The organism is Pilimelia columellifera subsp. columellifera, from assembly GCF_039532605.1.
In the GTDB taxonomy this organism is placed as follows: domain Bacteria; phylum Actinomycetota; class Actinomycetes; order Mycobacteriales; family Micromonosporaceae; genus Pilimelia; species Pilimelia columellifera.
This window is the reverse complement of sequence record NZ_BAAARY010000005.1, coordinates 315091-328035: the sequence shown is the minus strand read 5'-3', so window position 1 is coordinate 328035 and position 12945 is coordinate 315091. Positions and strand designations below refer to the sequence as shown.

Here is a 12945-nt window from a genome sequence, read left to right as displayed (position 1 = left end):
TCTTCCCTAACTCTCAGATCGTCACGCCCGGCTATGCCGGTCGCCAGCGGGCTGTGCTAGCTAACCCAGGTGATCGCGCTGCGATTACCAGCGGTAGTGCGCGAAGGCCTTGTTGGACTCCGCCATCTTGTGGGTGTCCTCACGCCGCTTCACAGCGGCGCCGAGGCCGTTGCTCGCATCGAGAAGCTCGTTCATCAGACGCTCGATCATGGTCTTCTCGCGCCGGGCCCGCGAGTAGGTCACGAGCCAACGCAGACCGAGCGTCACCGCGCGGCCCGGGCGGACCTCGACCGGCACCTGGTAGGTGGCGCCACCGACACGGCGGCTGCGCACCTCGAGGGTCGGCTTGACGTTGTCCATGGCGCGCTTGAGCGTGACCACCGGGTCGGTGCCCGACTTCTCGCGGCAGCCCTCAAGGGCGTCGTACACGATCCGCTCCGCGAGCTGACGTTTACCGCCGAGCAGGATCTTGTTGACCAGCTGGGTGACCAGCGGCGAGTTGTACACCGGGTCAGCGGTCAACGGGTGGCGCGGCGCGGGGCCCTTACGAGGCATGTCAGCTCTTCTCCTTCTTCGCACCGTAGCGGCTGCGAGCCTGCTTGCGGTTGCGAACGCCCTGGGTGTCCAGCGAACCGCGAACGATCTTGTACCGCACACCGGGGAGGTCCTTCACCCGGCCGCCGCGGACGAGCACGATCGAGTGCTCCTGGAGGTTGTGACCGACGCCCGGAATGTAGGCGGTCACCTCAATCTGGCTGGAGAGCTTGACACGCGCGACCTTCCGCAGAGCCGAGTTCGGCTTCTTCGGCGTGGTGGTGTAGACGCGGGTGCACACCCCACGACGCTGGGGGCTTCCCTTCAGCGCCGGCGTCTTCGTCTTGCTCGTCTTCGCCTGTCGGCCCTTGCGGACCAGCTGCTGGATCGTGGGCACCGGGTCTCTCCGCTCCCTGTCTCTGGCGCGTCCCAAACGTGCGACGCGACTATCGCCTGTCCGTGCTGTCCGGGCAGGCGACGGTGGTGCCGACCCCGCCGGGAGGCGAAGTCGTTGTGCCGGGGTCCGGCTGGTGCGGCCCGACCCCCGCGGTCGGGCGTGTCGCCCGATATACGGTCTCCAGCGCACGCCAACGCAATGCTCTGAATGTGTCGTTGTCTCTGTGGCGCCGGTTGTGTCGTCAGCGATCTCAATCGAACACTGCGTCCACCCACACGAGCGCCCACACGAGGTGGCCCGGGCAGGCCCGGGCACGATGGCAAAGACTACCCACCTCGCGCGCCCAGGTCAAAACCGGGGTCACGGCCGCGACCCATGGGCACCGACGGAGAGTCTAACGATGGCCGGGCCGGGCCGGCCACGGGTTCGACAAAGAACCCCGACCCGTCCGGTCGACTCAGGACGCCCTACCCGAGTTGCAGGGTCAGCGTCAACACGACCGCCGCCACAGCGCCCAGCGCCCCGACCGCCCCGCAGACCAGTCCTGAGATGGCCATCCCCCGACCCTTCAGGGGACCGGACGCCTCGCCAACGGCCGCCGCCTGCCGCAGCTGCCGCAGCCCCAGCGACCCCAGTGACACCGCCGCGGCCCCGAGCAGGAATGCCAGGACGCCGAAGGCGCCCGCGACCCAGCCGCCCCAGCCCTGTTCGGCGCCGGCGAGCCCCAACGCCGACGCGAACAGCATGACCAGCACCGACACCGCGCCGGCGACCAGCGCCCCCACCGCCACGCCGGCCACCGCCGGCGGAAGCGGCAGGTAGCCGACCGCGAACTGACTCCCGGGCACCGGCGCCCACCGGACCGGGGCCGGCCACTGTCCGGACCGCGGCCCCGGATGGTGGGACGGCACAGCCGGCCACATCGGGGAGGCCATCGGCCCAGGGCGCGCCGGGACCGGCGCCCACCCCGCCCGCGGCGCGGCGACCGCCTCATCCGACGCAGGCGCCGCCGGCACGGCCTTCCCTGGCACAGACTCCTCTGGCACGGGTCCCCCTCTGACGACGACCGCGGACACGGCGCGTCCATCCTGCCTCATCGCCGGCGACGTCGACGTTCCCGCTACTGGACCTCCGCCGGGAAGTCGCGGCCCCCGGCCCCCCACAGCACCCAGGCGATCAGCAGGGCCGCCGACGCCACCGCGGCCACCACCACAGCCAGCCACGCCAGGCGCTCGGTCCACGTCAGCAGCGCAGCGCCGGTGAGATAGCCGCCAGCGTCGAACGTCTCCCGGCGAGCCTGACCCGCCAACAGCAGCGCGATCGTCGCTGGCGCCAGGCCGATGACCAGCGCCGCGGTCGGAACCGCCACCGAAGCGAGCAGCAGCGCCGCCACCGCCTTGGACGACCGGACCGGGTCAGGGTCGTCGGGATGCCGGCTCGCGGCCGCTGCGCTGTCGAGCATCTCTCCATCTTCGCCTACCGGGCGCCCCAACGGGCGACACGGCCCAACGCCGCAGGGCGGCGTGCCCGGAGGCACGCCGCCCTGCGAGAACAGCGTTTGGCCTTCTAGCGGTACGACCCGAAGTCGAAGTCGTCCAGCGGAACCGCCTGGCCCGAAGCCGGGCCGAAGCCGTAGTCGGCCTCCGGGTAGCCGGTCATCGAGTACACCTTGGCCTTGGCCTCCTCGGTCGGCTCGACCCGGACGTTGCGGTACTTGCTGATGCCGGTACCCGCCGGGATGAGCTTTCCGATGATCACGTTCTCCTTGAGACCGATCAACGAGTCGCTGCGGGCGTGGATGGCCGCGTCCGTCAGCACCCGCGTGGTCTCCTGGAACGACGCCGCCGACAGCCACGAGTCGGTGGCCAGCGACGCCTTGGTGATACCCATGAGGATCGGACGGCCGGCGGCCGGCTCCGCGCCCTCGGAGACCGAGCGACGGTTCTCCGACTCGAAGATCGCCCGGTCGACCAGAACACCCGGTAGGAACTCGGTCGAGCCGGAGTCGATGACCGTCACCCGCTTGAGCATCTGACGGATGATGATCTCAATGTGTTTGTCGTGGATGAGCACACCCTGCGACCGGTAGACCTGCTGGACCTCCTGGGTCAGGTGCACCTGGACTGCGCGTGGACCGAGGATGCGCAGCAGCTCGTGCGGGTCGATGGTGCCCTCGATGAGCTTCTCGCCGACCTCGACGTGCGAGCCGTCGTGCACGCCCGGCCTGAGCCGCACCCGCTTGGAGATCTTGTCGTGCACGATCTCCTCGCTGCCGTCGTCCGGGACGATAATGATCTTGCGAGAACGCTCGCCGTCCTCGATCCGGATCCGACCCGGCATCTCGGCGATCGGCGCCTTGCCCTTGGGCACCCGCGCCTCGAAGATCTCCTGGACACGCGGCAGACCCTGGGTGATGTCGTCGCCGGCCACACCACCGGTGTGGAAGGTACGCATCGTCAACTGGGTGCCAGGCTCGCCGATGGACTGGGCGGCGATGATGCCGACGGCCTCGCCGATGTCGACCGTCTTGCCGGTCGGCAGCGACCGGCCGTAGCAGGCCGCGCAGACGCCCAGTTTCGACTCGCAGGTCAGGACCGAACGGACGCGGACGTCCGCGATACCGGCCGAGACCATCTGGTCGATGATGATCGAGTTGAGGTCCGTGCCGCGGGCCGCCACCAGGACGCCCGACGCGTCCGACATGTCGTCAGCGAGCGTCCGGGCGTGGCCGCCGGTCTCGGCGAACTCGTGCACGGCCAGGACGCCGTCCTCACCGCGCTGACCGATCGCCATCGGGATGGCGCGGTCGGTGCCGCAGTCCTCCTCGCGGATGATGACGTCCTGCGACACGTCCACCAGCCGTCGGGTCAGGTAACCCGAGTCGGCGGTACGCAGGGCGGTGTCAGCCAGACCCTTACGGGCGCCGTGCGTGGAGATGAAGTACTCCAGCACCGACAGGCCCTCACGGTACGAGGACTTGATCGGACGCGGGATGATCTCGCCCTTGGGGTTGGCCACCAGACCACGGATCGCCGCGATCTGCCGCAGTTGCAGCAGGTTGCCCCGGGCGCCGGAGTTGATCATCTTCCAGAGCGGGTTCTCACGCGGCAGCGCGGACTCCATCTCCTTGGAGACCTCAGCGGTCGCCTTCGTCCAGATCTCGATGAGGACGCCGCGGCGCTCCTCAGCCGTCATGAGGCCGCGCTGGTACTGCTTGTCGATCTTCTCGGCTTCCTTCTCGTAGCCTTCGAGGATCTCCCACTTGCGCGGCGGCGCGATGACGTCGCCGACGCCGATCGTCACGCCCGACCAGGTGGCCCAGTGGAAACCGGCCTCCTTGAGCGCGTCCAGGGTGGCCGCCAGGGCGACCTTCGGGAAGCGCTCGGCGAGGTCGTTGACGATCGCCGACAGCTGGCCCTTGCGGATCTCGTAATTCACGAAGCGGTAGCCCGGCGGGAGGGTCTCGTTGAACAGGACCCGGCCGAGCGTCGTCTCGACGATGAGCGGCTCGCCCGGCACCCAGCCTTCGGGCGCCGCCCAGCCCGCGCCGCCGGCGCCGTTGTCGACCTCGATCACGCCCGCCAACCGGATCCGAACCTTGGCCTGCAGGTGCAGCTCGCCGTTGTCGTACGCCATCCGCGCCTCGGCGTCCGAGCTGAAGGCGCGACCCTCGCCCTTCGCGCCGTCGGTGAGGTGCGTCAAGTGGTACAGGCCGATGACCATGTCCTGGGTCGGCATGGTGACCGGCTTGCCGTCAGCGGGCTTGAGAATGTTGTTCGACGACAGCATCAGAATCCGCGCCTCGGCCTGCGCCTCAGCCGACAGCGGCACATGGACCGCCATCTGGTCACCGTCGAAGTCGGCGTTGAACGCAGTGCAGACCAACGGGTGGATCTGGATGGCCTTGCCCTCGACCAGCTGCGGCTCGAACGCCTGGATACCCAGACGGTGCAGGGTGGGGGCACGGTTGAGCAGCACGGGGTGCTCGCCGATGACCTCCTCGAGCACGTCCCAGACCACCGGGCGGTGCCGCTCGACCATCCGCTTCGCGGACTTGATGTTCTGCGCGTGGTTGAGATCGACCAGACGCTTCATCACGAACGGCTTGAAGAGCTCCAACGCCATCTGCTTCGGCAGCCCGCACTGGTGCAGCTTGAGCCGCGGGCCGACGACGATGACGGAACGACCGGAGTAGTCGACGCGCTTGCCGAGCAGGTTCTGCCGGAATCGGCCCTGCTTGCCCTTGAGCATGTCGGACAGCGACTTGAGCGGACGGTTGCCCGGACCGGTGACCGGGCGGCCACGGCGGCCGTTGTCGAACAACGCGTCGACGGCCTCCTGGAGCATCCGCTTCTCGTTGTTCACGATGATCTCGGGCGCGCCCAGGTCGATGAGACGCTTGAGACGGTTATTCCGGTTAATGACCCGGCGGTACAGGTCGTTGAGGTCCGAAGTGGCGAAGCGGCCACCGTCGAGCTGGACCATCGGCCGCAGGTCCGGCGGGATCACCGGGACGCAGTCGAGCACCATGCCGGCCGGCGAGTTCCGGGTGTTGAGGAACGCCGCGACGACCTTGAGGCGCTTGAGCGCCCGGATCTTGCGCTGGCCCTTGCCGGTGCGGATGGTCTCACGCAGGCTCTCGGCCTCAGCCTCGAGGTCCATGTTGACGACCAGCGACTTGATCGCCTCGGCGCCCATGCTGCCGGTGAAGTAGTCGGCGAACCGGTCCCGCAACTCGCGGTAGAGCAGCTCGTCGGTGACCAGCTGCTTGACGTCCAGCTTGCGGAAGGTGTCGAGCACCTCCTCCAGCCGGTCGATCTCGCGCTGGCCCTTGTCCCGGATCTGGCGCATCTCGCGCTCTCCGGACTCCTTGACCTTGCGCCGGACATCGGCCTTGGCGCCCTCGGCCTCAAGCTCAGCGAGGTCGGCTTCAAGCTTGGCGGCCCGGCTCTCGATGGCCGAGTCACGGCCGTTCTCCAACTGACGCTTCTCGGCGAAGATCTCGTTCTCGATCGTCGAGAGATCCCGGTGACGCGCCTCGGCGTCGACGCTGGTGATCACGTACGACGCGAAGTAGATGATCTTTTCGAGGTCCTTGGGGGCCAGGTCCAGCAGGTAACCCAGCCGGGAGGGGACGCCTTTGAAGTACCAGATGTGGGTAACCGGCGCCGCCAGCTCGATGTGACCCATACGCTCACGGCGGACCTTCGCCCGGGTCACCTCGACGCCGCAGCGCTCACAGATGATGCCCTTGAACCGGACCCGCTTGTACTTGCCGCAGTAGCACTCCCAGTCACGGGTCGGACCGAAGATCTTCTCGCAGAAGAGCCCGTCCTTCTCCGGCTTCAGAGTGCGGTAGTTGATGGTCTCAGGCTTCTTGACCTCGCCGTGCGACCACTGCCGGATGTCGTCGGCGGTGGCCAGGCCGATGCGCAGCTCATCGAAGAAGTTGACGTCGAGCATTCGTTATCCCTCGAGTCGGGTGGTGCCGGTTTTTCGTCGTCTTTAAGGTGTCCGTCTCTGCCGGACCGGGGTGGTCCTCAGGGTCGGGACCCGTGGTCCGGAACCCGGGGCCGCCCGCCTGCCAGCGGTCGGGTGCGATCCCTACGCGGTCGGGACGGCCCCGGATTCCTTCTCACTCGCTCTCGGGCGCGAATGCCGGCAGTTCCACCGGGCCGTGGTTCTGCCCGTTGCCGCTGCCGGCATCCGCTCCGCTCGTTGTCAGACTTCGTCGACGGTGATTGCGCCTTCGTTGGGCCGGCGAGACAGGTCGATGCCCAGCTCCTCGGCCGCCCGGAACACCTCGTCGTCGGTCTCCCGCATCTCCAGCGCGACGCCGTCGCTGCTGAGCACCTCAACGTTGAGGCACAGCGACTGGAGCTCCTTCAGCAGAACCTTGAAGGACTCCGGAATGCCTGGCTCGGGGATGTTCTCGCCCTTGACGATGGCCTCGTACACCTTGACCCGCCCAACGACATCGTCGGACTTGATCGTCAGGAGCTCCTGGAGCGCGTACGCGGCACCGTACGCCTGCATCGCCCAGCACTCCATCTCCCCGAACCGCTGGCCACCAAACTGCGCCTTACCACCCAGCGGCTGCTGCGTGATCATCGAGTACGGGCCGGTCGACCGAGCGTGGATCTTGTCGTCGACCAGGTGGTTCAGCTTCAGGATGTAGATGTAGCCAACAGCGATCGGGTCCGGAAGCGGCTCGCCGGAGCGACCGTCGAACAGCTGGGCCTTGCCGGAGCCGTCGACCAGCTGGACGCCGTCACGGGTGGGCAGGGTGCTGTCGAGGAGACCGGTGATCTCCGCTTCCTTGGCGCCGTCGAAGACCGGCGTGGCCACATTGGTGTTCGGCTCGGACTCGGCGGCGCCGATCGCATGCAGCGACTTCTTCCACTCCGCGTCCTCCCCCTCGACCTTCCAGCCGGTCTTGGCGAGCCAGCCGAGGTGCGTCTCGAGCACCTGGCCGATGTTCATTCGCGACGGCACGCCCAGCGGATTGAGCACGATGTCGACGGGGGTCCCGTCCTCCAGGAACGGCATGTCCTCGACCGGAAGGATCTTGGAAATGACGCCCTTGTTGCCGTGCCGGCCGGCGAGCTTGTCGCCGTCCTGGATCTTCCGCTTCTGTGCCACGTACACCCGGACCAGCTCGTTGACGCCCGGCGACAGCTCGTCGCCATCGTCACGCGAGAAGGTGCGCACCCCGATGACCGTGCCGGTCTCGCCGTGCGGAACCTTCAGCGAGGTGTCCCGGACCTCACGCGCCTTCTCACCGAAGATCGCGCGAAGCAGCCGCTCCTCCGGGGTCAGCTCCGTCTCGCCCTTCGGCGTGACCTTGCCGACCAGGATGTCACCGGGAACGACCTCGGCGCCGATCCGGATGATGCCGCGCTCGTCGAGGTCGGCCAGCATCTCCTCGGAGACGTTCGGGATGTCCCGGGTGATCTCCTCCGGACCCAGCTTGGTGTCGCGGGCGTCGACCTCGTGCTCCTCGATGTGGATCGAGGTGAGGACGTCCTCCTGGACGAGGCGCTGCGACAGGATGATCGCGTCCTCGTAGTTGTGGCCCTCCCAGCACATGAACGCCACCAGCAGGTTGCGTCCGAGCGCCATCTCGCCGTCGTCCGTGCAGGGCCCGTCGGCGATGACCTGGCCGGCTTCGACCCGGTCGCCCTCGAAGACCACCGGCTTCTGGTTGACGCAGGAGCCCGCGTTGCTGCGACGGAACTTGTGCAGCAGGTAGGTACGACGGTGCCCGTCGTCCTGCAGCACGGTGATGTAGTCCGCGCACAGATCCTCGACCACGCCGGCGACCTCGACCACGACCACGTCGCCGGCGTCGACCGCGGCGCGGTACTCCATACCCGTGCCGACCAGAGGGGCCTCGGCCCTCACCAGCGGCACCGCCTGACGCTGCATGTTCGCGCCCATGAGGGCGCGGTTGGCGTCATCGTGTTCAAGGAACGGGATCATCGCGGTCGCGACGGAGACCATCTGCCGCGGCGAGACGTCCATGTAGTCGACGGCCGCCGGCGTCACGAAGTCGACCTCGCCGCCCTTACGACGCACCAGGACCCGGTCCTCGGCGAAGTGACCGTCGCTGGCGAGCGGCGCGTTGGCCTGCGCCTTGACGAACCGGTCCTCCTCGTCCGCGGTGAGGTAGTCGATCTGGTCGGTGACCCGACCCTCGACGACCTTGCGGTACGGGGTCTCGACGAAACCGAACGGGTTGACCCGGGCGAACGTCGACAGGGCGCCGATAAGACCGATGTTCGGGCCTTCGGGCGTCTCGATCGGGCACATCCGACCGTAGTGCGACGGGTGGACGTCCCGGACCTCGAAGCCGGCGCGTTCACGGGACAGACCACCCGGGCCGAGGGCGCTCAGGCGCCGACGGTGGGTCAGACCCGCGAGCGGGTTGGTCTGGTCCATGAACTGCGAGAGCTGCGACGTGCCGAAGAACTCCTTGATCGCCGCCACCACCGGGCGAATGTTGATCAGAGTCTGCGGCGTGATCGCCTCGACATCCTGCGTGGTCATCCGCTCGCGGACAACCCGCTCCATCCGCGACAGACCGACCCGGACCTGGTTCTGGATCAACTCGCCCACGGTGCGTAGACGACGGTTGCCGAAGTGGTCGATGTCGTCGGCCTCGTAGACCTGACGCTCGTCAGGCTCCTCACCGGTGTGCAGCTTGCACAGGTACTCCACCGTGGCGACGACGTCATCCTCGGTGAGCACCCCGGTGGTGATCGGGACATCGACCAGAAGCTTCTTGTTGAACTTGTACCGACCAACCTTGGCGACGTCGTACCGCTTCGGGTTGAAGAACAGATTGTCCAAGAGGTTCTGGGCGTTCTCCCGCGTCGGCGGCTCGCCGGGGCGGAGCTTGCGGTAGATGTCGAGCAGCGCCTCGTCCTGGCCGCCGATGTGGTCCTTCTCTAGCGTCGTCATCATCAGCTCGGACCAGCCGAACCGCTCGCGGATCCGCTCGTCGCTCCAGCCGATGGCCTTGAGGAGGACGGTGACGGCCTGCCGACGCTTGCGGTCGATCCGGACGCCGACGGTGTCACGCTTGTCGATGTCGAACTCAAGCCAGGCGCCGCGGCTCGGGATCACCTTGACGCTGGTGAGGTCCCGGTCGGAGGTTTTGTCCGGCTCCTTGGAGAAGTACACGCCCGGCGAACGGACGAGCTGCGAGACGACGACCCGCTCGGTGCCGTTGATGATGAAGGTGCCCTTGGGCGTCATCATCGGGAAGTCACCCATGAACACGGTCTGGCTCTTGATCTCGCCAGTGGTGTTGTTGGTGAACTCCGCGGTCACGAACAGCGGGGCGCAGTAGGTGAGGTCCTTCTCCTTGCACTCCTCGATAGAGGCCTTGACCTCGTCGAAGCGGGGCGCGGAGAACGACAGGGACATCGTGCCGGAGAAGTCCTCGATGGGGCTGATCTCGTCGAGGATCTCGGCGAGGCCCGACCGCAGATGCGGAGCGTCGGCGGTACGGACCTGGAAGGCCTCATTGCCGACGAGCCAGTCAAAGGACTCGGTTTGGATCGCGAGCAGGTTGGGGACCTCAAGATGTTCGGTGATTCTACCGAACGAGATCCGGCGGGGAGCGTATGCGCTAGACGTACGACTGGTCTTCGCAGGGCGGGAAGCTGCCAAGATGCGTCCTTCCGAGGACCGGTGCTGCAAACGGCCGTTTCACGCGCACCCCGACGGGCCCTGCTCAACAACGCCAGCGGAACACAGGCGGACAGGCAGGGAAACAGTCGGAAGGCAGCGCAAACTAGCAGTGTAGCCGAGCGGCTAACCGCTGTCCAGCAGCCATCGAACGACCGGCCCCGCAGAAGGGTGACACGGCCTCTCGGCGGCCCGGCGGCGACAAGACACCGGGCGCTAATTCCTCACCTTGCCGCAGGTCACCGGCGCGTGGCAGACGAGCTGGGCGGAGCGGGACAGACTGGCTACTGACCACATCTCGCGACGGACGACCGGGCCGGAACATCCGCCGAAGACTCAGCGGCATACTTTCCGTGACCCTGCCGTCCGGCGTGACGCATGGCCAGCGCTGGAACCGGAAGGAGCTGTACGCATGCCAGCGTGCCTGGCCGCTGTGGCTCAGTCAAGACCTCACCGCCGGTTGCTGTCGCCAGATGGCGTTACGACCCGGTAACTCGGCGTAGAAACGGATATATCGTCCAGATGCCCCCACCGAGGAGCGCGTGACAGCCCGCTGATCCACGATCGGTCACAGCAGCTGACGGCCGGAAACGTGTGTGGGCGGAAGGCCGTCGGCCTTCCGCCCACACACGGACGCGTAGCGTCAGATCACTTCAGGGTGACCTTGGCGCCCTCGGCCTCGAGCTTGGCCTTGGCCTTCTCCGCGGTCTCCTTGTTGGCCTTCTCCAGGATGGCCTTCGGGGCAGCCTCGACGACGTCCTTGGCCTCCTTGAGGCCCAACCCGGTCAGCTCACGCACGACCTTGATGACCTGGATCTTCTTGCCGCCGTCAGACTCGAGGACGACGTCGAACTCGTCCTTCTCCTCGACAACAGCCTCGGCGCCACCGCCGCCGCCACCGGCCGCGGCGATGGCGACTGGCGCCGCCGCGGTGACCTCGAAGACCTCTTCGAACTGCTTGACGAACTCGGACAGCTCGATCAGCGTCATTTCCTTGAACGCGTCAAGCAGCTCGTCAGTGCTCAGCTTCGCCATGTCAGGCGTCCTTTCCTAGCTTCAGATAAAGATGGTCGGTCAGCAGCGAACAGATTGACTCACCAGGTGAGTCAGCCCTCGCCGCCTTCGGTCTGCGCGCGCTTGTCCTGCAGCGCCGCCGCCAGACGGGCGGTCTTCGACAAAGGCGCCTGGAACAGGGCCGCGGCCTTGCTCAGGTTGCCCTTCATCGCGCCGGCCAGCTTGGCCAGCAGCACCTCGCGGGACTCCAGGTCAGCGATCTTCTTGACCTCATCGGCCGAGATCGCCTTGCCCTCGAAGACGCCGCCCTTGATCACGAGCAGCGGGTGGGTCTTCGCGAAATCGCGCAGGCCCTTCGCTGCCTCGACCGGGTCGCCGGACACGAAGGCGAGCGCGGTAGGACCGGAGAACAGCTCGTCGAGGCCCGCGATGCCAGCATCGGTAGCCGCCCGCTTCGCCAGCGTGTTCTTGGCGACCGAGTACCTGGTCTCCCGGCCGAGCGCACGCCGCAGCTCAGTGAGCTGGGCGACGGTCAGACCGCGGTACTCCGTCAGCAGGGTGGCCGGCGAGTTCCGGAAGTCATCCGTCAGCTCGGCGACAGCGGTGGCCTTATCGGACCGCACAGGCTTGTCCGCCATGTCCCTCCTCTCTCGTTACTCCAGGCTGGTCGCTCCGGGGGGAGCCATCGCCCGCAGAAACGACAGACGCCCCGGCGCGGGGGCGCACGGGGCGGAATCAACACTCGGGGCCGAAGCCACCGGGGCGAGACATTCGCTTCCGTTCTCCCCTGCGCGGGCCGCCCGCCTCTGCGGGGCCTTCGGCCTCGGGGCGCTCACGCGCCCCTCGACAACCAGCGGTCTCTGGGTGGAACTACGATGACGAGGTTACACGCCGCGGCGGCTCCGCCCCGCATCGGCCCCCAACCTGGCCCGGGAGCTTGCTCGCCCGGCACGAGGACTTTCCACACCCGGCACACAGACATCGAAGGGCGCCACGGCTGAGCCGTGGCGCCCTTCCTCATCCGTTAGCTCACCGGTCTGCGGCTCAGGCGTCGCTCTCGCCGCGCAGGTTCTTGACGACCTTCGGGTCGATCGGAACACCGGGGCCCATCGTCGTAGCGACGGTGACCTTCTGAAGGTAGGTGCCCTTGGCCGCGGACGGCTTGGCCCGCAGCACCTCGTCCAGCACAGCGGCGTAGTTCTCAACGAGCTGGTCGGCGGTGAAAGATGCCTTGCCGATGATCAAGTGGAGGTTGGCGTGCTTGTCCACCCGGAAGGTGATCTTGCCGCCCTTGATGTCCGACACCGCCTTGGTGACGTCCATCGTGACCGTCCCGGTCTTCGGGTTCGGCATCAGGCCGCGCGGGCCCAGAATCCGCGCGATCCGGCCGATCTTGGCCATCTGGTCCGGCGTGGCGATCGCCGCGTCGAACTCCAGCCACCCCTCCTGGATCTTGGCGACCAGCTCGTCGGTTCCCACCTCGTCCGCGCCGGCGGCCTTGGCCTCGTCCGCCTTCGCGCCACCCGCGAAGACGATGACGCGGGCCGTCTTGCCCGTGCCGTGCGGGAGGTTCACCGTGCCGCGGACCATCTGGTCCGCCTTGCGCGGGTCGATACCAAGACGCATGGCGACCTCGACGGTCGCGTCGAACTTGGCGGTGGTGGACTCCTTGGCGAGGGAGATCGCCTCAGCCGGGACGTAGAGCTTGTCCCGGTCGATCCGCTCCGCAAACTTGCGGTAGCTCTTGCTGCGCTGCATGTTCAGAACTCCTGTGGTCGATGGCGGGCCGCGTCGAACGCGCGCCC

9 protein-coding genes are annotated in these 12945 nt (G+C 67.5%); all 9 read right to left on the bottom strand.

Annotated features, from left to right (window positions below; all coding sequences use genetic code 11):
* Window positions 1-84: 84 nt before the first annotated feature.
* Window positions 85-555, bottom strand: coding sequence for a 30S ribosomal protein S7 (gene rpsG, locus ABD287_RS08250; RefSeq protein WP_344170691.1), 471 nt, complete (start codon window positions 553-555; stop codon window positions 85-87).
* A 1-nt stretch (window position 556) separates the two neighbouring features.
* Window positions 557-931 carry a 30S ribosomal protein S12 gene (gene rpsL / locus ABD287_RS08245; protein WP_014440718.1) on the bottom strand — a complete coding sequence of 125 codons (375 nt, stop codon included), beginning with the start codon at window positions 929-931 and terminating at the stop codon, window positions 557-559.
* A gap of 467 nt (window positions 932-1398) precedes the next feature.
* Complete coding sequence (locus ABD287_RS08240) at window positions 1399-1779, bottom strand: hypothetical protein (RefSeq protein ID WP_344170688.1); 381 nt, start codon at window positions 1777-1779, stop codon at window positions 1399-1401.
* Window positions 1780-2051: 272 nt separating this feature from the next.
* Window positions 2052-2393, bottom strand: a complete 342-nt coding sequence (locus tag ABD287_RS08235) for a hypothetical protein (protein ID WP_344170685.1) — start codon at window positions 2391-2393, stop codon at window positions 2052-2054.
* Between the two features lie 104 nt (window positions 2394-2497).
* A complete protein-coding gene (locus ABD287_RS08230) occupies window positions 2498-6394 on the bottom strand; it encodes a DNA-directed RNA polymerase subunit beta' (protein WP_344170682.1) in 3897 nt (1298 codons plus the stop codon).
* A gap of 258 nt (window positions 6395-6652) precedes the next feature.
* Complete coding sequence (rpoB, locus tag ABD287_RS08225) at window positions 6653-10108, bottom strand: DNA-directed RNA polymerase subunit beta (protein ID WP_344170679.1); 3456 nt, start codon at window positions 10106-10108, stop codon at window positions 6653-6655.
* Window positions 10109-10774: 666 nt separating this feature from the next.
* A complete protein-coding gene (gene rplL / locus ABD287_RS08220; RefSeq protein ID WP_344170676.1) occupies window positions 10775-11161 on the bottom strand; it encodes a 50S ribosomal protein L7/L12 in 387 nt (128 codons plus the stop codon).
* A gap of 71 nt (window positions 11162-11232) precedes the next feature.
* On the bottom strand, window positions 11233-11778 hold the full coding sequence (rplJ, locus tag ABD287_RS08215) for a 50S ribosomal protein L10 (protein ID WP_344170673.1): 546 nt from the start codon (window positions 11776-11778) through the stop codon (window positions 11233-11235).
* 406 nt (window positions 11779-12184) lie between these two features.
* On the bottom strand, window positions 12185-12898 hold the full coding sequence (rplA, locus tag ABD287_RS08210; RefSeq protein WP_344170670.1) for a 50S ribosomal protein L1: 714 nt from the start codon (window positions 12896-12898) through the stop codon (window positions 12185-12187).
* Between the last annotated feature and the right edge of the window lie 47 nt (window positions 12899-12945).